This is a genomic window from Phenylobacterium immobile (ATCC 35973) (assembly GCF_001375595.1).
GTDB lineage: Bacteria > Pseudomonadota > Alphaproteobacteria > Caulobacterales > Caulobacteraceae > Phenylobacterium > Phenylobacterium immobile.
Genome location: NZ_CVJQ01000001.1, coordinates 1,987,195 through 2,011,143 on the forward strand (window position 1 = coordinate 1,987,195; position 23,949 = coordinate 2,011,143).

General features: G+C 65.3%; 24 protein-coding genes and 2 tRNA genes. 1 reads left to right on the plus strand and 25 read right to left on the minus strand.

The genetic code is table 11. The annotated features are described in order from the left end of the window. Positions 1-90: 90 nt before the first annotated feature. From BN1313_RS09725 to BN1313_RS09820, 20 genes are read right to left on the minus strand one after another with little or no spacing between them, the layout of a single operon-like run. A complete protein-coding gene (locus tag BN1313_RS09725; RefSeq protein WP_218054343.1) occupies positions 91-474 on the minus strand; it encodes a hypothetical protein in 384 nt (127 codons plus the stop codon). Positions 475-490: 16 nt separating this feature from the next. Next, a complete protein-coding gene (locus tag BN1313_RS09730; protein WP_091739696.1) occupies positions 491-2,173 on the minus strand; it encodes a ribonuclease J in 1,683 nt (560 codons plus the stop codon). Then, a complete protein-coding gene (locus BN1313_RS09735) occupies positions 2,160-2,969 on the minus strand; it encodes a type III pantothenate kinase (RefSeq protein WP_091739699.1) in 810 nt (269 codons plus the stop codon). Before BN1313_RS09735 ends, BN1313_RS09730 begins: the two co-directional genes overlap by 14 nt. Before the next feature lie 3 nt (positions 2,970-2,972). Next, positions 2,973-3,713, minus strand: coding sequence for a biotin--[acetyl-CoA-carboxylase] ligase (locus tag BN1313_RS09740; RefSeq protein ID WP_091739702.1), 741 nt, complete (start codon positions 3,711-3,713; stop codon positions 2,973-2,975). Then, positions 3,714-5,144, minus strand: a complete 1,431-nt coding sequence (gene nuoN, locus BN1313_RS09745; RefSeq protein ID WP_091739705.1) for an NADH-quinone oxidoreductase subunit NuoN — start codon at positions 5,142-5,144, stop codon at positions 3,714-3,716. 1 nt (position 5,145) lies between these two features. Further along, positions 5,146-6,633 carry an NADH-quinone oxidoreductase subunit M gene (locus BN1313_RS09750; protein ID WP_091739707.1) on the minus strand — a complete coding sequence of 496 codons (1,488 nt, stop codon included), beginning with the start codon at positions 6,631-6,633 and terminating at the stop codon, positions 5,146-5,148. A 15-nt stretch (positions 6,634-6,648) separates the two neighbouring features. Further along, complete coding sequence (gene nuoL / locus BN1313_RS09755; RefSeq protein WP_091739711.1) at positions 6,649-8,748, minus strand: NADH-quinone oxidoreductase subunit L; 2,100 nt, start codon at positions 8,746-8,748, stop codon at positions 6,649-6,651. Between the two features lie 11 nt (positions 8,749-8,759). Beyond that, positions 8,760-9,068, minus strand: a complete 309-nt coding sequence (nuoK, locus tag BN1313_RS09760; protein WP_091739714.1) for an NADH-quinone oxidoreductase subunit NuoK — start codon at positions 9,066-9,068, stop codon at positions 8,760-8,762. Beyond that, entirely contained in the window at positions 9,065-9,685 is a 621-nt protein-coding gene (locus BN1313_RS09765) for an NADH-quinone oxidoreductase subunit J (RefSeq protein ID WP_091739718.1), read from the minus strand. Before BN1313_RS09765 ends, nuoK begins: the two co-directional genes overlap by 4 nt. Positions 9,686-9,733: 48 nt before the next feature. Continuing rightward, the gene (nuoI, locus tag BN1313_RS09770; RefSeq protein ID WP_091739720.1) at positions 9,734-10,225 is read right to left on the minus strand and encodes an NADH-quinone oxidoreductase subunit NuoI; all 492 of its coding nucleotides are present in this window, start codon (positions 10,223-10,225) and stop codon (positions 9,734-9,736) included. 1 nt (position 10,226) lies between these two features. After that, positions 10,227-10,430 (minus strand): hypothetical protein, encoded by a 204-nt coding sequence (locus BN1313_RS09775; protein WP_141653111.1) that lies wholly within the window; start codon positions 10,428-10,430, stop codon positions 10,227-10,229. Next, positions 10,427-11,494, minus strand: coding sequence for an NADH-quinone oxidoreductase subunit NuoH (nuoH, locus tag BN1313_RS09780; RefSeq protein ID WP_091739724.1), 1,068 nt, complete (start codon positions 11,492-11,494; stop codon positions 10,427-10,429). The genes BN1313_RS09775 and nuoH overlap by 4 nt, the downstream gene beginning before the upstream one ends. A 3-nt stretch (positions 11,495-11,497) precedes the next feature. Next, positions 11,498-13,534, minus strand: coding sequence for an NADH-quinone oxidoreductase subunit NuoG (nuoG, locus tag BN1313_RS09785; protein WP_091739727.1), 2,037 nt, complete (start codon positions 13,532-13,534; stop codon positions 11,498-11,500). Between the two features lie 4 nt (positions 13,535-13,538). Further along, the gene (gene nuoF, locus BN1313_RS09790) at positions 13,539-14,855 is read right to left on the minus strand and encodes an NADH-quinone oxidoreductase subunit NuoF (protein ID WP_091739729.1); all 1,317 of its coding nucleotides are present in this window, start codon (positions 14,853-14,855) and stop codon (positions 13,539-13,541) included. Next, positions 14,855-15,517, minus strand: coding sequence for an NADH-quinone oxidoreductase subunit NuoE (nuoE, locus tag BN1313_RS09795; protein ID WP_091739732.1), 663 nt, complete (start codon positions 15,515-15,517; stop codon positions 14,855-14,857). Before nuoE ends, nuoF begins: the two co-directional genes overlap by 1 nt. Positions 15,518-15,524: 7 nt before the next feature. Continuing rightward, positions 15,525-15,875, minus strand: coding sequence for a nuclear transport factor 2 family protein (locus tag BN1313_RS09800; protein WP_091739734.1), 351 nt, complete (start codon positions 15,873-15,875; stop codon positions 15,525-15,527). Continuing rightward, the gene (locus BN1313_RS09805; RefSeq protein ID WP_091739736.1) at positions 15,872-17,128 is read right to left on the minus strand and encodes an NADH-quinone oxidoreductase subunit D; all 1,257 of its coding nucleotides are present in this window, start codon (positions 17,126-17,128) and stop codon (positions 15,872-15,874) included. Before BN1313_RS09805 ends, BN1313_RS09800 begins: the two co-directional genes overlap by 4 nt. Beyond that, on the minus strand, positions 17,125-17,754 hold the full coding sequence (locus BN1313_RS09810) for an NADH-quinone oxidoreductase subunit C (protein WP_091739738.1): 630 nt from the start codon (positions 17,752-17,754) through the stop codon (positions 17,125-17,127). The genes BN1313_RS09805 and BN1313_RS09810 overlap by 4 nt, the downstream gene beginning before the upstream one ends. Continuing rightward, on the minus strand, positions 17,751-18,344 hold the full coding sequence (locus tag BN1313_RS09815) for a NuoB/complex I 20 kDa subunit family protein (protein WP_091739740.1): 594 nt from the start codon (positions 18,342-18,344) through the stop codon (positions 17,751-17,753). The genes BN1313_RS09810 and BN1313_RS09815 overlap by 4 nt, the downstream gene beginning before the upstream one ends. Further along, positions 18,314-18,691 (minus strand): NADH-quinone oxidoreductase subunit A, encoded by a 378-nt coding sequence (locus BN1313_RS09820; RefSeq protein ID WP_091739743.1) that lies wholly within the window; start codon positions 18,689-18,691, stop codon positions 18,314-18,316. The genes BN1313_RS09815 and BN1313_RS09820 overlap by 31 nt, the downstream gene beginning before the upstream one ends. Positions 18,692-18,867: 176 nt before the next feature. On the opposite strand from BN1313_RS09820, the gene BN1313_RS09825 reads away from it, so the two are divergent. After that, positions 18,868-18,944 (plus strand) — tRNA-Asp (locus BN1313_RS09825). A gap of 51 nt (positions 18,945-18,995) precedes the next feature. On the opposite strand, the gene BN1313_RS09830 is transcribed toward BN1313_RS09825, so the two are convergent. The 5 genes from BN1313_RS09830 to lon form a co-directional block, all read right to left on the minus strand. Beyond that, positions 18,996-19,802, minus strand: coding sequence for an MliC family protein (locus BN1313_RS09830; RefSeq protein WP_176695955.1), 807 nt, complete (start codon positions 19,800-19,802; stop codon positions 18,996-18,998). Positions 19,803-19,852: 50 nt separating this feature from the next. After that, positions 19,853-20,773, minus strand: coding sequence for an aldo/keto reductase (locus tag BN1313_RS09835; RefSeq protein ID WP_091739748.1), 921 nt, complete (start codon positions 20,771-20,773; stop codon positions 19,853-19,855). 58 nt (positions 20,774-20,831) lie between these two features. Beyond that, positions 20,832-20,908: transfer RNA gene (locus BN1313_RS09840), tRNA-Val, on the minus strand. A gap of 34 nt (positions 20,909-20,942) precedes the next feature. Beyond that, positions 20,943-21,254 (minus strand): HU family DNA-binding protein, encoded by a 312-nt coding sequence (locus BN1313_RS09845; protein ID WP_281176476.1) that lies wholly within the window; start codon positions 21,252-21,254, stop codon positions 20,943-20,945. A gap of 125 nt (positions 21,255-21,379) precedes the next feature. After that, the gene (lon, locus tag BN1313_RS09850) at positions 21,380-23,770 is read right to left on the minus strand and encodes an endopeptidase La (RefSeq protein ID WP_091739752.1); all 2,391 of its coding nucleotides are present in this window, start codon (positions 23,768-23,770) and stop codon (positions 21,380-21,382) included. Between the last annotated feature and the right edge of the window lie 179 nt (positions 23,771-23,949).

Here is a 23,949-nt window from a genome sequence, read left to right on the forward strand (position 1 = left end):
GAAAACTCCTGTGGGCGCAGCTGTGGGCAGCGCAACGCCGTTCCGGGTTCGTTCCTATTCGCCTTTTGTTCTCATAGCAATAGCCGCCAATCACTTTGTGTTCGCACGGCTCATCCACAGCGCGATCCCCAGGCTGAGGCCATAGCCCCACAGCAGCCACGCCCCGCCCAGCCGCGCGCCGCTCTGCGTCGGCGCATAAACCTCCGGCCTCCAAGCCAGCACCAGGCCGTCAATCATCATGGCGACGGCGCCCACGACCGCGACGCCGGCGAGCAGGTCCGGCCCCTTCAGGCCGGCCAGGCGGCCGATCACCTGAACGCTGAGCCAGCCTAGAGGCGCCATGGCGGCGAAGGAGGCGCTCACCCAGATCGGGTCGCTCAACGCGGCGGGCAGAAGGCGGATGAACGCCGTCGCGCCAAGCCAGAGCCCAAGGGCCAGGGCGATGAGAATGGTGAGCCGTCTGTGGTCCAGCATCACCCCGCCCTGTCGATCAGAGCCGCAGGACCGTGGTCTCGACGACAGGCCTGCGGCCCCAGAACCGCTGGCTGGCCTTCTTCACCGCACGGGAGACCGCGCTTTCGATCTCGCCGTCGAGTTCGCGGTTGTCGCCAGACAGACCGTGAAAGGCCCGAGTCGCCTCCTCGGCCAGATCGTCGAGCATATCCTCCAGAGGATTATCCTCCTCCGAGGGCAAGCCGAGTGCGCGCACCTGCGGCCCGGACGCCAGCCGCCCGCGGCCATCGACGGCCAGGGCGACGACGATCACGCCATTGGAGGCGGCGTGGCGACGTTCCTTCAGCGCATCGCCATCCTCGCTGGTCATCATGCCCGCGTCGACATAGAGCCGTCCGGCGGGGACTTCGTCGATGATCTCGGCGCGGCCGGGCGCCAGGCGCACCATGTCGCCGTTGCGCGGGGTCACCTGCTGCGGCACCTGCAGATCGCGAGCGAATGCGGCGTGCTCCAACAGGTGGCGACGCTCGCCATGGGTCGGTACGGCGATCTCGGGGCGAGCCCAGGCGTACATCTGCGCCAGATCATCGCGGCATGGGTGGCCTGAAACGTGGATCCCCGGATGGTCGCGCTCTGTGTAGAGGCGCACGCCGCGGTCGGACAGCCGATTTTGCAGGTTGCGGATGGGGATGTCGTTGCCGGGAATGACCCGCGACGAGAAGATCACGTGGTCGCCTTCGCCCAGGCGCACATATGGGTGCGAACCCTCGGCGATGCGTGCGAGGGCCGCGCGGGATTCACCCTGGCTGCCCGTGCATAGGTAAAGCACCTTGTCCTTCGGAAAACCCTTGGCCTCGGCGTCATTTAGGTAAGGCTTGAGGCCTTGCATCAGACCGACGCTCTGCGCGGCCGCGGCCATTCGGTGCATCGATCGGCCAGCGAGCGCGACACGACGACCGGCGGCCTCGGCGGCGCGGGTCACGCTGTCCATGCGGGCGACGTTCGAGGCGAAGCAGGCGACCGCGACAGCCCCGGAGAGTCCGCTGATCAGGCTCGTCAGCGCCTCTCGCACCTCGGCCTCGGAGCCTGCCGTGCCATCAACGAAGACGTTGGTGGAATCACAGACCATGGCGAGCACGCCTTCGTCGCCCAACCGGCGGATCGCGTCTTCGTCCGTCACGCCGCCGAGAAGCGGATCGGGGTCGATCTTCCAGTCGCCCGTATGCAACACGGCGCCGAGAGGTGTGCGGATCGCCAGGCCGTTGGGCTCCGGGATCGAGTGGGTCAGCGTCACCAACTCCAGGCTGAAGGGGCCAAGTTCGAACGTTCCGCTGAGCGGCACTTCGGTGATCGAGACATCCTCGAGGATGCCCGCCTCACGCAGCTTTTCGCGCAGGATGAAGGCGGTGAAAGGCGTGGCGTAGACCGGGGCCCGCAGGCGCGGCCAGAGCCACGCGACGGCGCCGACGTGGTCCTCGTGGGCATGGGTGATGACGATGCCCAGGATGTCGTCAGCGTAGTCCTGGATGAACTGCGGATCCGGCAGGATGATATCCACCCCCGGCGTCGTCTGGTCGCCGAAGGTCACGCCCATATCAACGACAATCCACTTGCGCGCGTGCGGAGGACCGAAACCGTAGAGGTTGAAGTTCATGCCGATTTCGTTCGACCCGCCCAGCGGCAGGAAGACGAGCTCGTCGTCGGCTTCAGCTCGGGGCATTCTCTCTCCCAATCGGGTCTTTGCCCGTCGTGTTGGTCCTGTGGATTTCAAGCAGACCGCGTATCGTGATGTCCGGATCAAAGTGGTCGATGGCGGTTGTCGCGCCATGGAACAACGAGGCGACGCCACCGGTGCCGATCACGGTCATGGGCTTACCCCATTCCCCTTTGATGCGCGCCACCATGCCTTCGATCATGGCGATATAACCCCAGAAGACCCCGGACTGCATCGCTGAGACCGTGTCCTTGCCGATCACCGTATTTCCCCGCGGGCGCTGGATCGCGACGCGCGGCAACTTGGCGGCAGCCGCGTGAAGGGCCTCCATCGACAGGTTTATGCCTGGAGCGATCACGCCGCCTTCGAATGCGCCATCTCCGGAAATCACGTCCAGCGTTGTCGCTGTGCCAGAGTCGATGACGATGAGATCGCCTGGGTAAGCGACGTGAGCGCCAATCGCGTTGACGAGACGATCAGCTCCGGCTTCAGACGGCTTATCGATCCGCACCTGGATCCCCAGCTCAGCGTTCTCGCCGATGACGAGCGGTTCAACATGCATGTAGCGCCGAGCGAGATTGCGCAGGTTGAAGATCGATTGCGGCACGACGCTTGAGATGATGCACGCGTCAACGATCTCGAACTGAAGGCCGCCCATGGCCAACAGTTGCGAAAGCCACACAGCGTACTCATCGGCGGTTCGGGTGGAATCCGTCGCCGACCGCCATTGGGCGATCCATGTCGCGCCGTCGTGCACGGCGAACATGGTGTTGGTGTTGCCCTGCTCAATCGCCAGAAGCATCGCTCACGTCTCTCCGAAAAAGACGTCACCAGCGGTGATCCGCTCGACCCCGCCATCATCCAGCCTAAGCCGCAAGGCCCCGTCTGGGTCCAGACCTTCGGCGACGCCATGCAGGGTTCGCGCCGGCAGGCGCGCGACGCAGCGATCGCCCAGGCCATGAGCGCGCGCAGTCCACGCCGCCGCAATCGGGCCGAACCCCCCGTTGACCCACACCTGCCGCCAGCCTTCGAACGCGCCGGCCAGGATCTCCAACGCCGCTTCGGGTTCAGGTCCGCCCTTGGGCATGTGATCGGCGAAGGCTGTCGCAGGGCGTTCCACGTCGCTTGGCGCGGTCGCGAGATTCACGCCGATCCCGACGGCGAGCCATAGCCCGCCGGCCCCCCGCGCGCCGGACTCCACCAGGATGCCGGCGGCCTTGCGGTTATGGATCAGCAGATCGTTGGGCCACTTCAGCCGGGCGACGCCAGGCCCAAGGCACGCATTAGCGAGATCCGCCGTGGCCAACGCCGCCAGGAAAGACACTTGAGCCGCCTCCGCCGGTGGCTTGTCTATGGCCATCAGAAGAGTCGCGGCGAGATTGCGTGCGCCGCTGTCCCATGTGCGACCGCGACGACCGCGCCCGGCGGTCTGCCGGCGGGTCATGATCCAGGCGGCAGCGTCATTCCCCGCCTCGGCGCGGCGGCGCGCCTCCGCGTTCGTCGAATCCAGCTCGTCGTAGATTTCGACCGGCGGGTGGCGGCTCAACTAGGCGAGGCCGAAGGCGTGGGCGGCCTCAGCGGCCAACGGATCCAACCAGACGAGCGCCACCAGCACGACCGGGAAGGAGAACAGGGCGAGCGCCAGGGCCACGCTCTTAGCGGATCTAGGCGCGGGCTCTGTCGTGCCGACGGACGCGTCGAACCACATCACCTTGATCAGCCGCAAGTAGTAGAAGGCCGCCACGACCGAGCCCACCAGGGCGACAACGGCGGCGATGCTCAGGCCGCCGTTCACTGCGGCCTTGAACACATAGTACTTCGCCCAGAAGCCCGAGAACGGCGGCAGGCCCAGCGCCGACAGCGAGAAGGCCGTCATGGCCAGGGCGATGCCGGGCTGTTCCTTGATGAGGCCCGCCATGTCGTCGATCGTCTCCATCGACCGACCCTTGCGACTAAGCGCGCTGAGGCAGGCGAAGAAACCGGTCACGTCGACCATATAGAGGATCATGAACATCAGCATCGACTGGATGCCCTGCTCCGTCCCAGACGCCAGGCCCAGCAGGGCGTAGCCGACGTTGGCGATCGAGGAATAGGCCCATAGGCGCTTGAGGTTCTTCTGCGCCAGGCCGCCGAAAGCGCCGACCGCAACCGAGGCAAGGACGAGCACCACCAGCACCATGCGCCATTGATACATCGCGCCAGGGAAGGCTTCCCACAGGACGCGGGCGAAAAGCATCATGGCCGCAAGCTTCGGCGCGGCGGCGAAGAAGGCGACGACCGGGGTCGGGGCGCCTTCATAGACGTCCGGCGTCCACATGTGGAACGGCGCGGCCGAGACCTTGAAGGCCAGGCCGCAAAGCAGAAACACCAGGCCGAACAGGACGCCCACGTCCGCGCCGCCGCGGGTCGCGACTGCGATCTCAGAGAAGACCGTCGAACCGGCGAAGCCGTAGATCAGCGAGGCGCCGTAGAGCAGCAGGCCGGAGGACAGGGCGCCCAGCACGAAATACTTCAGGCCCGCTTCAGACGCCTTGGCGTCGTCTCGGCGCATGGCGGCCAGGACGTAGAGCGCGAGCGAATGCAGCTCGACGCCCATGTAGAGCGAGATCAGGTCGCCGGCTGAGGCCATCACGCCCATGCCGAGCGCGGCCAGCAGCACCAGGATCGGGAATTCGAAGTTGTCGATCCCGCGCGCCTTGAACCAGCGTTGGCCCAGCGGAATGCAGGCGGCGCTGGCCAGGTAGATCGCCACCTTGGCGAACACAGAGGCTTGGTCGGCGATGAGGCCGCCCGAGAAACCGCGGCCCAAGGGACCGGTCGCCGCGGCGATGACGGCTGCGAGCAGGACGGCGACGGCGGCGGCGCCGACGGCCATGGAGCGCTTGGGCGCAAAGGCGCCGACCACCAAGAGGACCAGGGCGCCGATCGCCAGGGTCAGCTCAGGCAGGGCGAGGCTGAGGTCTGCGGAGAAGTTCATGTCAGGCCCCGATCGCCGCGCGATAGGTCGCAACGAGGTGGTCGACCGAGGTCTCGGTCAGGTGGAAGATGGAGTTCGGATAGACGCCGAGCCAGATCGTGGACGCGATCAGCGGCACAAAAATCGCCACCTCTCGCCAGTCAAGATCGGTGATGTCCGCCAGTTTAGGATTGGTCATCTCGCCGAACACCACGCGCCGGTAGAGGCTGAGCGCATAGACCGCCGAGAGAATGATGCCCAAGGCAGCGCCGATCGCCGTCCAGGTCGAGGCCTGGTAGGCGCCGGTCATGGTGAGGATTTCTCCCACAAAGCCCGAGGTGCCCGGCAGGCCGACATTGCCCATGGTGAACAGCATGAAGACCGCGGCGTACCAGGGCATGCGGTTCACCAGGCCGCCGTAGAAGGCGATTTCGCGGGTGTGCATCCGGTCATAGACGACGCCGACGCAGAGGAAGAGCGCACCGGAGATCACCCCGTGGCTGACCATCTGAAAGATGGCGCCCTGCTCACCCGCGGCGTTGCCGGAGAAGATCCCCATGGTCACGAAGCCCATGTGGGCGACGGACGAATAGGCGATCAGCTTCTTGATGTCGGTCTGACGGAAGGCGACCAGTGAGGTGTAGACGACGGCGATCACGCTCATGGCGAAGATCAGCGGCGCGAACACCTCAGACGCCTGCGGGAACATTGGCAGGCTGAAGCGCATGAAGCCGTAGCCGCCCATCTTCAGCAGGATGCCGGCCAGGATGACGGAGCCCGCTGTCGGCGCCTCGACGTGGGCGTCGGGAAGCCAGGTGTGGACCGGCCACATCGGCATCTTCACCGCGAAGGAGGCGAAGAAGGCCAGCCACAGCCAGGTCTGCAGCATCGGGTCGAACTTGTAGACCATCAACTCGGGGATCGAGCTGGTGCCGGCGATGCCGATCATGCCGAGGATGGCGGCCAGCATCAGGACCGAGCCCAGGAGTGTGTAGAGGAAGAACTTGAAGGCCGCGTAGACGCGCCGCTGGCCGCCCCAGATGCCGATGATCAGGAACATCGGGACCAGGCTGAACTCGAAGAAGGCGTAGAACAGCACGATGTCGAGGGCGCAGAAGACGCCTGTGACCAACGTCTCCAGCAGCAGGAACGCGATCATATATTCCGGGACGCGCTTCTCGATGGAGCACCAGGAGGCCGCGATGCAGATCGGCATCAGGAAGGCCGTCAGCAGCACGAAGAGCACGCTGATCCCGTCAACGCCCATGCGGTAATGCAGGCCGGCGAACCAGGGCATTTCCTCGACGAACTGGAAGCCCGCGTCGGCCGCCTTGAACTGCAGGACCATCAGGATCGACAGCGCGAAGGTCGCCAGCGTCGTGCCGAGCGCGATCCAGCGCGCCGCATTGGCCGCGCGCGCATCTTCAGGCCCGCGCAGCAGGCGCAGCGCCAGGATGGCGGCCACGCCCAGCACAGGCGCGAAGGTGATGAGAGAAAGGATACCGGTCATCTCACGCGCCCCCGATCACGCGTTCCAAGCCCAGAGGGCGAATGTCAGAAGACCTGCGACCCCCAGGAGCATGACGAAGGCGTAGTGGTAGAGGTAGCCGCTCTGCACCCGACTGGCGAGGCCGCCGGTCTTGCGTGAAAGGGCCGCCACCCCGTCCGGCCCAAGGCCGTCGATGATTTTCTGGTCGCCGCCCTTCCAGAAGACATCGCCCAGGAACTTCGCCCCGCGGACGAAGGTGGCCTGGTAGAGCTCGTCGAAGAACCACTTGTTGTAGAAGAACAGATAGAGCGGGCCCTGACGTGCCGCGAGCCGCGCGCCGAGGCCTTCCTTAAGCAGATAGATGTAAGCCGCCAGCAACAGGCCGCTCACCGACATCACCAGCGGCGACCACGTCACCCAGGCCGGCGAGTTGTGGGCGTCGTGCAGGACGTGGTTGTGCTCGGCCGTGAAGATCGCGCCGCGCCAGAACTCGTGCTCGTGGTGGCCGACGAAGTAGTCGACGAAGACGAAGCCGGCGGCGATGGCGCCGATCGACAGCACGACAAGCGGAACCAGCATCACCAACGGGCTCTCGTGCGGCGTGTGGGCGTGGCCATGATCGTCCTGGGCGTGATCATCGTGATGTTCGTCCGGCAGCGGCTCATCATGGGTTTCGGCGTGGGCCGCATCCGCATGGACCGGAGCGTGAGCGTGGTCATCGTGACCGTGGGCGTGGTCGTCATGGCCCCAGCGGCCGTGGCCGTTGAAGGTGAAGAACGCCAGCCGCCAGGAATAGAAGGCGGTCAGGAAGGCGACGAACAGGCCGATGAAGCCGGCGAACATGCCGATCGGATTGTGCTGGCCCGCGGCGAAGGCCGCCTCGATGATCGTGTCCTTCGAATAGAAGCCGGCGAAACCCAGGTGCAGGTTCGGAATGCCGAGGCCGGTGATGGCGATCGTGCCGACCGTCATGGCCGCATAGGTCACCGGCAGGTATTTCGCCAGATTGCCGTAACGCCGCATGTCCTGCTCGTGATGCATGCCGTGGATCACCGAGCCCGCGCCCAGGAACAGCAGCGCCTTGAAGAAGGCGTGGGTGAACAGGTGGAACATGGCGGCCTGATAGGCCCCGACGCCCGCGGCGAAGAACATGTAGCCCAGCTGCGAGCAGGTCGAATAGGCGATGACGCGCTTGATATCGTTCTGCGTCAGCCCGACCGTCGCGGCGAAGAGCGCGGTGATCGCGCCGATAACGGCCACGAAGTTCTTGGCCGCCGGCGCAAATTCGAACATCGGCGACAGCAGACAGACCATGTAGACGCCCGCGGTGACCATGGTCGCCGCGTGGATCAGGGCTGACACAGGCGTCGGGCCTTCCATGGCGTCCGGCAACCATGTGTGCAGGAAGAATTGGGCCGACTTGCCCATGGCGCCGATGAACAGCAGGAAACAGGCCAGATCCATCAGCCGCCAGCTGTGGCCAGCGAATTCCCAGGCGCGATCGGCGTTGGCCGCGACCTGCGGGAAGATCTCGGCGAACTGGATAGTCCCGAACGCCCAGAACACCGTCATGATGCCGAGCGCGAAGCCAAAGTCGCCCACGCGGTTGACGACGAAGGCCTTGATCGAGGCGGCGTTGGCCGTGGGCTTCTTGAACCAGAAGCCGATCAGCAGATAGCTGGCCAGGCCCACCCCTTCCCAACCGAAGAATAGCTGCATGAAGTCGGCCGCGCTGATCAGCGCCAGCATGGCGAAGGTGAACAGCGACAGATAGGCGAAGAACCGGGGCTTGGAGTCGTCCTCGGCCATGTAGCCCCAGGAGTAGACGTGCACGAGCATCGAGACGGTGGTCACCACCACCAGCATCACCGCCGACAGGCCGTCGAGGCGGAATGACCAGTTCGACTGGAACTCGCCCACGTGGATGAAGGGCAGATACTGGATGGTGAAGGGCTCGAGGTGGCCCCACGTCCATTGGCTGAAGACCGTCCAGGAGAGCGCGCAGGCGAGCATCAGCGCGCCCGTGGTGACGGCCATCGAGGGTTTGTCGCCAATCTTGCGGCCAAACAGGCCCGCGATCGCCGCCGCGATTAGCGGCGCGAAAAGAATGACGGTGACGAGGACTTTAGAATCCATGGGAGGTCTGCTCAGCCCTTCATCATCGCGGCGTCATCGACGGAGATGTCGCCGCGGTTGCGGAAGAAGGTGACCAGGATCGCGAGGCCGACGGCCGCCTCCGCGGCGGCGACGGTCAGGACGAACATGGCGAAGACCTGTCCCACGACGTTGTGCAGGAAGCTCGAAAACGCCACCAGATTGATGTTCACGGCGAGCAGGATCAGCTCGACCGACATCAGGATGACGATGATGTTCTTGCGGTTCACGAAGATGCCGAAGACCCCGATGGTGAACAGGATCGCGGCGACGGCGAGATAGTGCTCGAGGCCAATGGTCATAGCTCGATCCCCTCGCCGGATTTCGGATTGGACATGCGCATGCCGGTCTTGGGCCCGCGGGCGACCTGGTCGGCGATAACCTGGCGGCGCACGCCGGGCTTATGCCGCAGCGTCAGCACGATCGCGCCGATCATGGCGACCAGCAGGATCAGGCCCGCGGCCTGGAAGAAGTAGACGTAGTCGGTATAGAGCAGCCGGCCGATCGCCTCGGCGTTCGACACGCCTGAGCCGCCGGAGGCGTCCGGCGCGGCGTTGGCCGCCCCCGCCCCGCTCGTCGCGACGGTCGACGACACGATGATCATCTCCACCGCGAGGATGCCGGCGACCAGGCCGCCCAGCGGCATGTAGCGAGCGAAGCCCTGGCGGAGGGCGGCGAAATCCACGTCCAGCATCATGACGACGAACAGGAAGAGCACAGCGACCGCGCCCACGTAGACAACCACCAGCAGCATGGCCAGGAACTCCGCGCCAAGCAGCACGAAGAGGCCGGCCGCCGAGAAGAAGGCCAGGATGAGAAACAGGACAGAGTGCACGGGGTTCTTCGCCGACACCACGGCCAAGGCCGAGGCGAGCGTCACCGCCGCCAGCACGTAAAATGCGATCGCCTGCAGGGCCATACGGCTACCTTCTACCCCTCGAATCTCGCCTCGGTCGCGGCCGTCCCCTTATCGGTAGGGGGCGTCCATTTCCAGGTTCTTCGCGATCTCGCGTTCCCAGCGGTCGCCGTTATCCAGAAGCCTGGCCTTGTCGTAGTAGAGCTCCTCGCGGGTCTCGACCGCGAACTCCAGATTCGGCCCTTCGACGATGGCGTCCACCGGGCAGGCCTCCTGGCACAGGCCGCAGTAGATGCACTTCACCATGTCGATGTCGTAACGGGTGGTGCGCCGGCTGCCGTCGTCGCGCGGCTCGGCCTCGATGGTGATGGCCTGCGCCGGACAGATCGCCTCGCACAACTTGCAGGCGATGCAGCGCTCTTCGCCGTTCGGGTAACGGCGCAGCGCATGCTCGCCGCGGAAGCGCGGGCTCTGCGGGTTGCGCTCGTTGGGATAGAGCACCGTGGCCTTGGGGCGCACCATGTACTTCATCGCCAGGCCAAAGGCGCCGACGAAGTCCATCAGGGCCGCGCCCTTCACCGCCTGACTGATCCGCTGGAGCATCCTAGTTCCTCTTGCAGGCGTAGTCGGTGAGGTTCTGGTTATCGCCGCCCTCACGCAGCGTCAGCGTCTGACCCTTGGCGATGCACGCGTCTTGTGCGCGCTTCAGGTTGTCGTAGTTGGCGGCATAGCCATCGAGCCCGGACCCCGGGTTCGACACGCAGGCCGATAACGTCATCGCCAGGGTCATGATGCCCAGAGCCCTCACCCTTGCGGTCCGAAGACGCGCCAGGCGGCGACCAGGGCCACGGCCACCAGCGACGTCGGCAGGAAGACCTTCCAGCCCAGGCGCATCAGCTGGTCGTAGCGATAGCGGGGCACGATCGCCTTCACCATGGCGAACAGGAAGAAGAAGAAGACCGTCTTGGCGAAGAACCACATGAAGCCGAAGAAGCTTGCCGCGGTCGGGGACCAGTCGGCCAGGAACGGCGTCGGGAACGGCGCCTGCCACCCGCCGAAGAACAGGATCGAGATCATCGAACACATCAGGACGATGTTCGCGTACTCGCCGATCATGAAGAGCAGATAGGGTGTGGACGAATATTCGACTTGGTAACCGGCCACGAGTTCGGATTCCGCCTCTGGCAGGTCGAAGGGCGGACGGTTGGTCTCGGCCAAGGCTGAGATGAAGAAGATCACCGTCATCGGCAGCATGACCACCAGCATCGGCAGGTTCTTCAGGCCGCCGCCCAGGAAGTTCCAGTTCCAGAACCCGCCGGCCTGCTTCTCAACAATGGTCTGCAGGTTCATGGATTCCGCCAGCAGGATCACCGTGATGATCACCAGGCCGAGCGAGACCTCGTAGGAAACCATTTGCGCCGCCGAGCGCAGGCTGCCGAGGAACGGGTATTTCGAGTTCGACGCCCACCCGCCCATGATGATGCCATAGACGCCGAGGGACGACATGGCGAAGAGGTAGAGGACGCCCACGTTCAGGTTGGCGATCACCCAGCCCGGCGCCAGCGGCACGACCGCCCAGGAGGCGAAGGCGAGCACGAAGCTCAGCATCGGCGCCAGCAGGAAGACGATCTTGTCGGCGCCTGAGGGAACGACGATTTCCTTCAGCAGGAACTTGCCGAAGTCCGCGAAGGACTGCAGCAGGCCGAAGGGGCCCACGACGTTCGGGCCTTTGCGCATCTGCACGCCGGCCCAGATCTTGCGGTCGGCCAGCAGCAGGAAGGCCAGAGACAGCAGAATCCAGACCACGACGGCCAGGATCTGGCCGACGGTGATCAGGGTCCAACCCGCGGGCGTGCTCCAGAATGAGGTCATGGCCTACTCCGCCGCGATCTTCGCCGCGCCGGAGGCGAGCGAGGCGCATTCGGCCATCGTCACGCTGGCGCGGGCGATGGGATTGGTCAGGTAGAAGCTGACAGCCGAAGCCGCGAACGGCGCGTCGGTCGTCTCACCGGCGCCGCCGAGGCTCCCCAGGTCGATCTCACCGGCCGGCGCGACATAGTCGATCCGCGCGAAGGTCGGATGATCTGCGAAAAGCTTGCTGCGCAGTTGGTCCAGGGTGTCATAGGGCAAGGTCGCGCCGAGGCGTTCTGACAGCGCCCGCAGCACCGCCCAGTCTTCCTTGGCTTCGCCCTTCGGGAAGACCGCGCGCTGGCCCATCTGGACCCGGCCCTCGGTGTTGACGTAGAGGCCGTTCTTTTCGGTGTAGGCCGCGCCCGGCAGGATCACGTCGGCGCTGTGCGCGCCGGCGTCGCCATGGGTGCCCAGGTAGATCTTGAAGGCGTCGCTGGCGGCCAGGTCGATCTCATCGGCGCCCAGCAGGAACAGCACGTCGGCCGCACCCTTTTGCGCCAGTTCCAACGCGGTCTTTCCGCCCTCGCCCGGGACGAAGCCCATGTCGAGGCCGCCCACGCGGGAGGCCGCCGAATGCAGCACGTTCCAGGACGCCCCGAAGGTCTTCGCGGCGTCGGCCGCAGCCTTGATGATCGCGGCGCTGTCGGCGCGGCGCAGGGCCTCGCCGCCGATGATGATGGCCGGGGCCTTGGCGTCCTTGAACGCCTTGGCGAAATCCGACGTGGACGTCGCCAGATCCTTCAGGGTCGCCGCGCCCGCGCCCAGGTAGTCGTACGAATAGGTCAAATCGGCCTGTTCGCCGATGACCCCCACGCGCATCGCGCCGGCGAGCCAGCGCTTGCGCAAGCGCGCGTTCAGCACCGGCGCTTCAAAGCGCGGATTGACGCCGATGAAGAGCACCGCGTCGGCCTCTTCAATGCCGGCGAGCGTCCCGTTGAACAGCCAGCTCTCGCGTGGGCCCTCGCCCAGGGTCGAGCCGTCCTGACGGCAGTCCAGGCTGGTGACGCCCAGGCCGCGGAACAGGTCCGAGGCGGCCTTCATCGATTCCGCGTCCTGCAGATCGCCAGCGATCACGCCGATACGGTCCGCAGCCGTAGCCTTGAGCTTCGTCGCCACCAGATCCAGGGCCTCAGCCCAGGAGGCGGCGCGAAGGCGGCCGCCTTCGCGGATGAAGGGGCGGTCCAGCCGCTGGCGGGTCAGGCCGTCGACGGCGTAGCGCGTCTTGTCGCTGATCCACTCTTCATTGATGTCTTCGTTGATGCGCGGCAGCACGCGCAACACCGCAGGGCCGCGGCTGTCGACGCGGATGGCGGCGCCCAGCGCATCCATCACGTCGATCGTCTCGGTCTTCTTCAGCTCCCAGGGCCGGGCGTTGAAGGCGTAGGGCTTGGAAGTCAGGGCGCCGACCGGGCAGAGGTCGATCACATTGGCCGACAGCTCCGACGTCACCGCCGCGCCCAGGTAGGTCGTGATTTCGACGTCTTCGCCGCGCGAGATCAGGCCGATCTCCGGCACGCCGGCGACTTCCGTCACGAACCGCACGCACCGGGTGCACTGGATGCAGCGCGTCATCACCGTCTTGATGAGCGGGCCCATGTACTTTTCTTCGACCGCGCGCTTGTTCTCGCCATAGCGCGAGCCGTCGCGGCCGTAGCCCATGGCCTGGTCCTGCAGGTCGCATTCGCCACCCTGGTCGCAGATCGGGCAATCCAGCGGGTGGTTAATGAGCAGGAACTCCATCACCCCGTGCCGGGCCTTCTTGACCATCGGCGTATCGGTGAAGATCTCCTGGCCCTCTGCGGCCGGCAGGGCGCAGGAAGCCTGGGGCTTCGGCGGACCAGGCTTCACCTCGACCAGGCACATCCGGCAGTTGCCGGCGATCGACAGGCGCTCGTGATAGCAGAACCGCGGGATTTCCTTTCCCGCCAGTTCGGCCACCTGCAATACGTTCATGCCGGCTTCGAATTCGATCTCGACGCCGTCTACCTTGGCTTTGGGCATGGTCCTACTCCGCCGCTTGCAGGGTGTGGCCCTGCACATGCGGCTTGCCCGCGCGGTAGCGGGTGATGCGCTCTTCAACCTCAGGACGGAAATGGCGGAACAGGCCCTGGATCGGCCAGGCCGCCGCATCGCCCAAGCCGCAGATGGTGTGGCCTTCGACCTGACTAGCCACGTCCAGCAGCATGTCGATCTCGGACATCTCGGCCTCGCCGGTGACCATCCGCTCCATCACGCGCCACATCCAGCCGGTGCCTTCGCGGCACGGGGTGCACTGGCCGCAGCTCTCGTGCTTGTAGAAGTAGGAAGCCCGCGCGATCGTCCGCACGAGGTCGGCGTCCTTGTCCATCACGATCAGGGTGCCGGTGCCAAGACCCGAGCCACGCGCCTGCAGGTCCTCATAGGTCATGACGGCTTCGTCGCACTGGTCAGCTGGGATCATGCGCACCGAGATGCCGCCGGGGATGATCGCCTTCAGGTTGGACCAGCCGCCGCGCACGCCGCCGAAGTGGTCTTCGATCAGCTGCTTGATCGAAATGCCGACGGCCTCTTCGACCACGCAGGGCTTGTTCACATGGCCCGACGCCGCGAACAGCTTCGTGCCGGTCGACTTTTCGGTGCCAAAGCCCGCGAACCAGGCCGCGCCGCGGCGCAGGATCGTGCCGACGACCGAAATTGACTCGACGTTGTTGATCGTCGTGGGCGCGCCCCAGATGCCGGCGCCAGCCGGGAACGGCGGCTTCAGGCGCGGCTGGCCTTTCTTGCCTTCCAGGCTTTCCATCAGGGCGGTTTCGTCGCCGCAGATGTAGGCGCCGCCGCCGTGCGTCACGCGCACGTCGCAGTCCCAGCCGTGGACGTTGTCCTTGCCGATCAGCTTGGCCGCATAGGCCTGCTCGATCGCCGCCGTCAGGCGCTCGCGTTCGAAGACATATTCGCCGCGGATGTAGACGTAGGCCGTGTGCGCGCGGATCGCCTTGCAGGCGATCAGGCAGCCCTCGATCAACAGATGCGGGTCATTACGCAGGATCTCGCGGTCCTTGCAGGCCCCCGGCTCGGACTCATCGGCGTTGACCACCAGATAGTGCGGCCGCTCGCTCTCCTGCTTGGGCATGAAGGTCCACTTCAGCCCGGTGGAGAAGCCCGCCCCGCCCCGACCGCGCAGGCCCGAGGCCTTGATCTGATCGCAGATCCACTCCGGCGTCTGCGCCAGCATGTCGGCCGTGCCGTTCCATGCGCCGCGCGCCTTGGCGCCCTCCAACGTCCAGTCGTGGAGACCGTAGATGTTGGTGAAGATGCGATCCTTGTCCTGCAGGATGCCGACCATCACGCCTTCTCCGGTTGCGGCAGGTTGGGGATGGTGAAGGGCTTGGCCTTCGAGCCGTCATACAGCGACGGGTCGATGAGGGTGATCGCCCCGCCCTCAGGCGCCGCGTTCGTCCGGCCGATCAACGAGCCCGGCGCAGGCTTTTTGCCCGCGGCGAAGTCATCCATCAGCTGGCCCAAGGTCTCGACCGTCAGGTCTTCGTAGTAATAGTCGTTGATCGCGGCCATCGGCGCGTTGGAGCAAGCGCCGAGGCACTCGACTTCCTGCCAGTAGAACTTGCCGTCCGCGGACAGGTGGTTCGCGGGGCCGATGCGGCTGCGGCACAGGCTCAGGAGATCTTCCGAACCGCGCAGCTGGCAAGGCGAGGTGCCGCACACCTGGATCAGGGCGACGTCGCCGACCGGCTCCAGCATGAACATGGTGTAGAAGGTCGCGATCTCCAGCACGCGGATCACCGGCATGCCGAGCAGCTCCGCGACAGTGCGGATCGCGGGCTCGGAGACCCAACCTTCCTGCTTCTGAACCAGCCACAGGGCGGGGATCACCGCCGAGGCCTGCTTGCCGGCGGGGAAATTGGCCATCCACTTTTGAACTTCGGCCAGCGTCTCGGCGCTGAAGGCGAAGCTCTCGGGCTGGACGGCGGCTAGTCTGCGAACGCTCACGGCCCGTCTACCTCGCGAAGTCCACGCGGGCGATCTTGCCGCCCGCGAGGGTGTAGATGCAGATGATCTCGAAGGTCTCGCCGCCGGGGCTGCGGACCACGCGCTCATGGTCGACGACCGTGCCGCCCACGTGCATGCGCGAAACCAGTTCGGCCTTGTTCTGCGGGAATTGGGCGAAGGTCGCCTCGTACTTGGCGCGATAGGCGGCGATACCGTTGACGCTGACCGCGCCATTCAGGTCGGCGACGATCACATCATCGGTGAAGAAGGCGCAGTAGGCGTCCAGATCCTGGGCGTTGTAGGCGTCGAACTGCGCCTGGATCAGGTCCTTGGCGGCGAGAACGGCTTGGGCGGTCATCGGTCAATCTCCCCGAAGACGATATCGAGCGAGCCCAGGACGGCGGAGACGTCGGCCAGCATGTGGCCGCGGTTGATCCAGTCCATGGCCTGCAGGTGCGGATAGCCCGGCGCGCGGATCTTGCAACGGTAGGGCTTGTTGGTGCCGTCGCTCACCAGATAGACGCCGAATTCGCCCTTCGGCGCTTCTACGGCGGCATAGACCTGACCGGCGGGCGGACGATAGCCCTCGGTATAGAGCTTGAAGTGGTGGATCAGGGCTTCCATCGACCGCTTCATCTCGCCGCGACGCGGGGCCGAGATCTTGTTGTCATCGATCAGGACGATCCCGGGTTCCTTCAGCAGGCGATCGCAGCACTGCTTCATGATCTTGGTCGACTCCCGCATCTCCTGCATCCGGCAGAGGTAGCGGTCGTAGCAGTCGCCATTGATCCCCAGCGGCACGTCGAACTCGAGCTGGTCGTAGCACTCATAGGGCTGCGAGCGGCGCAGGTCCCAGGCTATGCCCGAGCCGCGGACCATCACGCCGGAGAAGCCCCAGGCGACGGCTTCTTCTTTGGTCACAAGGCCGATGTCGACGTTGCGCTGCTTGAAGATCCGGTTCTCGGTGATCAGGCCTTCGATGTCGTCGCAGACCTTCGGGAAGGCGTCGCACCAGTCGGAGATGTCCTGGACCAGCTCGGTCGGCAGGTCCTGGCGCACGCCGCCCACGCGGAAGTAGTTGGCGTGCATCCGCGCGCCGGAGGCGCGCTCATAGAACACCATCAGCTTCTCGCGCTCTTCAAAGCCCCAGAGCGGCGGCGTCAGCGCGCCCACGTCCATGGCCTGGGTCGTCACGTTCAGCAGGTGCGACAGGATCCGGCCGATCTCGGAATAGAGCACCCGGACCAGCTGGCCGCGCATCGGAACCTGCACGTCCATCAGCTTTTCGATGGCCAAGCAGTAGGCGTGCTCCTGGTTCATCGGCGCGACGTAGTCGAGGCGGTCGAAGTACGGGATCGTCTGCTGGTAAGGCCGGGCCTCGATCAGCTTCTCGGTGCCGCGGTGCAGCAGGCCGATGTGCGGATCGACACGTTCGACGACTTCACCGTCCAGCTCCAGCACCAGACGCAGCACGCCGTGGGCCGCGGGGTGCTGCGGGCCGAAGTTGATGTTGAACTTGCGAACCTTGGTCTCGCCCCCGGAGGCGAGATCCACCGCGGACGGATCGAGGAAGAAGTCTTCGGATTTCGCGGGTGCGGCGTCGCCGGTCATTGCTTGGCCTCGCCTTCGGTCTTTTCGTCGCCCGGAAGGGGCGCGAAGCCCTTTTCGATGCCTTCCCAGGGCGACAGGAAGTCCCAGTTGCGCCACTCGACCGACTTCACCGGCTCATAGACGACCCGCTTCAGCTCGTCGTCGTAGCGAACTTCGACATAGCCGGTCATCGGGAAGTCTTTGCGCAGCGGATGGCCGTGGAAGCCGTAGTCCGTGAGGATCCGGCGCAGGTCGGGGTGGCCGTCGAAGAAGACGCCGTACATGTCGAAGGTCTCGCGCTCGTACCAGTCGGCGCAGGGGAAGACCGCCGTGGCGGTCGGGACGGCGGTGTCCTCGTCGGTCTGCACATTCAGGCGCACGCGCACGTTCCGCGTGAAGGACAGCAGGTGATAGACCACGTCGAAGCGCAGAGGGCGCTCCGGGTAATCCGCGCCGCACAGGTCGATCAGCTGCTCGAACTTCTCGACATCCCGCAGATGGGTAAGTGCGTCGACGATCCGGCCGGCCGGACCCGTCAGGTTCAGCTCGCCGAACGCCACATCATAGGACGCAATCGCGCCCAGGCTGTTGGCCACGCAGGCCTGGCCGATCGCTTCCAGATCGGCGCGGGTCGCGGGCCAACTCATCGAATGATCGTCCCGGTGCGACGGATCTTCTTCTGCAGTTGCAGAATGCCATAGACCAGCGCCTCGGCGGTCGGCGGGCAGCCCGGCACGTAGATGTCGACCGGCAGAATCCGGTCGCAGCCGCGCACGGTGGAATAGCTGAAATAGTAATAGCCGCCGCCGTTGGCGCAGCTGCCCATGGAGATCACGTAACGCGGCTCGGGCATCTGGTCGTAGACCTTGCGCAGCGCCGGAGCCATCTTGTTCACAACGGTGCCGGCGACGATCATCACGTCCGACTGGCGGGGGCTTGCGCGCGGCGCGAAGCCATAGCGCTCGACATCGTAACGCGGCATGGCGGCCTGCATCATCTCGACGGCGCAGCAGGCCAGACCAAAGGTCATCCACATCAGCGAGCCGGTGCGGGCCCAGGTGATCAGGTCATCGGCGGCGGCGGTGACGAAACCCTTGTCGGCGAGCTCCTGGGAGACGCCGTCGAAATAGGGATCGTGCAATTTCGGATCATAGCCCTTGACCGTCGAACGGCCGGCGGCCAGGGCCGGGGTTTGGGCCGGGATGACTACTCCCATTCCAGGGCTCCCTTTTTCCATTCGTAGACGAAGCCCACCGTCAGCACGCCCAGGAAGGTCATCATCGACCAGAAGGCGAATTGCGACATCTCAGGCGGCAGCTTCATGAGGCTGATGGCCCAGGGGAACAGGAAGGCGACTTCCAGGTCGAAGATAATGAACAGGATCGAGACCAGATAAAACCGCACGTCGAACTTCATGCGCGCATCGTCGAAGGCGTTGAAGCCGCACTCGTAGGACGAGAGCTTCTCCGGGTCCGGCGCCTTGGGCGCCAGGATCGCGGCGCCCAGCACGAAAACAAGTCCGAGAGCCGTCGCGATGCCGATGAGGATCACGATCGGAAGATACTGAAGGAGGAACGCGTTCATGGAATCCTCGGGGGAGTCGGCGCCCTTCTAGACCAGCGAGCGTTCGGTTTCAAAGCGCTGATTCCGCACTGCGAAGCGCTCGCAACTGCCGCGCCCTCAAGCGCCTAATTTCGCTCCAGATCACTCAGCCGTTGACACGATTCCGACCGGCCCTTATCAGACGCGCCTCGCAGCACGCGGATGTAGCTCAGTTGGTTAGAGCGCCGGCCTGTCACGCCGGAGGTCGCGGGTTCAAGTCCCGTCATTCGCGCCACTTCTCCTGGAGAGAAGGGGCGCGGATCTCCCCCATAAAGAACGCGCCGCCTTACGGCTTCAGCTCGATTTGGCTGATTCCCCAGAGCCTTTCCTGCGCCGTCGAACCCGGCACGTCATTGATCCGCTTCAGGATGACCTTGCCGGACTGGTGCAGTTCCGCGCCGTTCATCATGCGACCGTAGATCACGACGGGGACCTCAATGTAGAGGCTGCCGGCCGCGCCGTCCGTCAGGCCGGGCGCGCCGACCTGGGCGTTGTAGGCCGCATAGCGGGCGAATCCCTGGGCGAACTCCGCCTGGGTCTGGTTCGAGGCCGCGCCGCCGCCGCGCCACAGCTTCCAGGCCGCGGCGTAATCCTTCTCGCCAATGTGGGCGTAATAGGTCTGCACGACGTTGGCCGCGCCTTGCGCGCTGGTCGGGGTGAACGGCGCTTCCGAGATGGGCGTGCGATCATCGGGCAATCCGCCCGGCGCACCCGGCGCGGGAGGCTCAACGGCAGGGAGCGGCGTCGTCGAGCAATAGACGCCCTCGGCGTCGGCGACATCCTCGCCGGCCTTCAAGACGCTCAGGGTCCCCTCGGTCATGCCCTTAGTCCACCACTGGACACCCTCGCCCACATAACGCGCGCCGCTGCCCGAGCGGGCGACCTTCAAGGTCAACTTCCGCCCCTCCACCATTAGGACCGCCGTGTCGCTGTCCGGATAGGCCGCCCGCAGCGTCTTGCCGTCGAGGCAGCCGTAGATGGTCGCAGGCCCCGCTTTCGCCACGGTCGCGGCGGGCGCCGCCGCCTTGGGCGCGGCCGTCGGCTGCTCACAAGCGGCCAGACCCGCCAGGGCGATCAGATAGGCATGGCGCATGGGTGGTCCTCCAGACTGCCGCGCCATAACGCGCGAACCCGCTTATCCGCTCAGGCCACGGCCGCCTGCGTGCGCACAATCTGCGCGTGGAGGTCCGCGGGCAGAGCCACGCCCGACGCCTGCACATTTTCCGCCAAGTGCGCCGGGCGCGTCGTGCCGATCACCGCGGAAGCGACGTTCGGATCGCCCAGGACATAGGCCAGCGCGGCCTGCGAGCCGGTTATGTCAGACCGCCGATGCAGAAAGCTGAACGCCACGCCGGCCTTCACCTCGCGCCGGTGGCGCACAAGCCCGCGCGCGGCGTACCATACGTCCTGCAGGTCGCCGATCCTCGCGACCTTCAGGCCGGTGTGGCCCATCGCCAGCGGCATGCCGGCCAAGACGCCGAGGCCAGCTTTCACGGCGCGCGCGATGAGCGGCGCGCGCTCCGGCCGCAAGACATTGTAATCGACCATCATGACGTCGAAGACGCCCAGGCCGATGGCGTGCTCGAGCACGACCGGGTCGAAACTATTGAGACCCAGGGACCGCACCAGGCCCCTTGCCTTCAGCCCGGCGAGGGCCGCCAGCAGCTCGGCGGTGAGGTCGCTGCGCGCAGGGCCATGCAGTTGCAGGACCGGCAGTGCATCCAACCCGAGGTTGGCCAGGGACGCCTCGGCGCTGCGCACTACGCCTGCGGGCGTGAAGTCCCGGCCGATCCGCCCTCGCCCTGCGTGAAAAGTGCCGGCCTTGGTTGAGATGACAAGCGACGAAGCATCCCGGCCTTTCAACGCCCGCCCCAGCCGCGGCTCCGCCTCTCCTGCTGAATAGCTCGCGCCGGTGTCGAAGACGGTGACGCCGAGATCTAACGCCTGATGGACCAGGCCGATGGCCCTGCGTTCCGAAAACCGCGGCTTGCCCCAATAACTCGCGCAACCGAAGCCGATCTCAGAGACAGTGAAGCCCGTACGGCCGAGGGTTCGGTAGAGCATCCTGCTTCGCCTCTAGGCGTCGATCCCAATCCTGCGAGACCCCATGGGTGAAGCAGAGTGGTGGGCGGCGAGGGATTCGAACCCCCGACCCTCTCGGTGTAAACGAGATGCTCTAACCAACTGAGCTAGCCGCCCTCGCCCGCCTCGTATCTCACACGCGGGCATGACGCTACTGGCCGTTGAGCAAAGCCTTCAGCGCATCTCCCGACTTGAACTTGCAAGTGACCGTGGCGGCGCGTTTGACCGTTTCGCCGGTGCGCGGGTTACGCGCGACGCCAGCGGGACGCTTGACTGGGCTGAAACTGCCGAAGCCGACCAGCCGAACCTCGTCTCCGGTCTTCAGCGCCTCGCACATGGATTGCAGCATGGCGTCGACCGCCGCCTTGGCCTGGACCCTGGTGAGGCCCGCTTGGTCGGCCACCGCCGCTGTCAATTCCGCCCGCGTCATATGCGTTTCCCGACTGTTTTCGTTGTACGCCAAGACTTCGCGAGGGGGTTCTCGACCCTTCGGCGGCGGGGATTATCCCTGCCTGAGCCGACACGTCAAATGACAGTGGCGCGGAGGTCTCGCTCCGCGCCACGCCATATCGACCGAGTGGTCCGACCCTAATGCGTTATCACCGACTCCGAGTCGTCGGGCGGCGTCACCACCGGCGGGGTCGGCTCGGTCCACTCGATGGGCTCCGGCATACGAACCAGGGCCTTGGCCAGAACCTCGTCCATGGTGGAGACAGGGATGATTTCCAGGCCGTTCTTCACCGTGTCCGGCACGTCAGCCAGGTCCTTCTCGTTCTCAGCCGGGATCAGCACCGTCTTGACCCCTGAGCGCAGCGCCGAGAGCAGCTTCTCCTTCAGGCCGCCGATCGCCGTCACCCGCCCGCGCAGGGTGACTTCGCCGGTCATGGCGAGATCGGCGCGGATCGGAATGCCGGTCAGCACGGAGACGATGGCCGTGGCCATGGCCGCGCCGGCGGACGGACCGTCCTTGGGCGTCGCGCCATCCGGCACGTGGATGTGCACGTCGGTCCGCTCGAAGGCCGGCGGCTCGATGCCGAACTTCGTCGCGCGGCTGCGGACATAGCTGTTCGCCGCCGCGATGCTTTCCTTCATCACGTCCTTGAGGTTGCCGGTGATGGACATGCGTCCCTTGCCTGGCATCTTCACGGCCTCGATCGTCAGGATGTCGCCGCCGAACTCGGTGTAGGCCAGCCCGGTGATGATCCCGACCTGGTCTTCCGTGTCCGTCTCGCCATAGCGGTACTTCTTCACACCGGCGTACTTGGCCAGGCGCGCCTCGTCGATGGTGATCGACGTGACCTTCTCGCGCGTCAGATCGCGAACGGTCTTGCGCGCCAGATTGCCCAGCTCCCGCTCCAGCGACCGCACGCCCGCTTCACGGGTGTAGTAGCGGATCAGGTCGTGGATCGCCTTGTCCGGGACGATGAACTCTTCGGCCGTCAGCCCATGATCCTTGGTCAGCTTCGGCAGGACATGGCGCTTGGCGATCTCCACCTTCTCATCCTCGGTGTAGCCGGGGATGCGGATGATCTCCATGCGGTCCAGCAGCGGCTGGGGCATGTTCAGGCTGTTGGCCGTGGTGACGAACATCACCGGCGACAGGTCGTAGTCGACCTCCAGATAGTGATCGGCGAAGGTCGAGTTCTGCGCCGGGTCCAGCACCTCAAGCAGGGCCGACGACGGGTCGCCCCGGTAGTCGGAACCCATCTTGTCGATCTCATCCAGCAGGAAGAAGGCGTTGGTCGACTTGGCCTTCTTCATCGACTGGATGATCTTGCCGGGCATCGAGCCGATGTAGGTGCGGCGGTGGCCGCGGATCTCGGCCTCGTCGCGCACGCCGCCAAGGGACACTCGCACGAATTCGCGGGCCGTGGCCTTGGCGATCGAACGGCCAAGCGAGGTCTTGCCGACGCCGGGCGGGCCGACGAGGCACAGGATCGGACCCTTCAGCGACCCGACGCGCGACTGCACGGCCAAGTACTCGAGGATGCGTTCCTTCACCTTCTCCAGGCCGTAGTGATCCTCATCGAGGATCGCCTCGGCCTTCTCCAGGTCGATCGGCTTGATCTTTGCGGCGCCCCACGGGATCGACAGCAGCCAGTCGAGGTAGTTGCGCACCACCGTCGATTCCGCCGACATCGGGCTCATGTTCCGCAGCTTCTTCAGCTCGGACTGGGCCTTCACGCGTGCTTCCTTGGAGAGCTTGGTGCGCTTGATGCGCTTTTCCAGCTCCATCAGCTCATCGCGCTGGTCGTCCTGCTCGCCCAGCTCGCGCTGGATCGCCTTCATCTGCTCGTTCAGATAATATTCGCGCTGGGTCTTCTCCATCTGGCGCTTCACGCGCGAACGGATCTTCTTCTCCGTCTGCATGACGCTGATCTCGCCCTCCATCAGGGCGTAGACCTTCTCCAGGCGCTTCACGACGTTGAAGACTTCCAGCAGCTGCTGCTTCTCGGCGATCTTCACCGACAGGTGGCTGGCGATACGGTCGGCCAGTTCGCCGGCGGCCTCAATCTGCGGGATCGCCGCCAGGGCTTCCGGCGGCACCTTCTTGTTCAGCTTCACATAGTTGTCGAACTGCTCGATGACCGCGCGCGACAGGGCGTCGGCCTCGGGCGTACCCGCGCCGTCTTCCTCGACGTCGGTGATCTCGGCCTCATAGTAATCGGCCTGGTCGGTGAATCGGACGATCTGGGCGCGCGAACGCCCCTCGACCAGCACCTTCACCGTGCCGTCAGGCAGCTTCAGCAGCTGCAGGACGGTGGCGACAACACCGACGTCGTAGATCGCCTTGGGCTTGGGATCGTCGTCGTCCTTCTCCTTCTGGGTCGCCAGAAGGATTTCCTTGCCGTCGTCGCGCATCGCTTCTTCAAGCGCACGCACGGATTTTTCACGGCCCACAAAGAGCGGCACCGGTTGGTGCGGAAACACAACGATGTCCCGCAGCGGCAGGATCGGCAGAATCTTATTCTCAGACATGATGCCTCTACTCCTGATCGACCCCCGAGAGGCATCGACCCCGAGACCGTGGTCACTAGAGGCGATGCGCCTCAGTCGGACGGTCTGGCCGTTGGTATTGGGACGGCCTTTCGCTCACTTATGTGGCTGCTTCTCGACGTTGTTCAAGCTGAGCAAAAGCGAGAACCGTGCACCAGTGC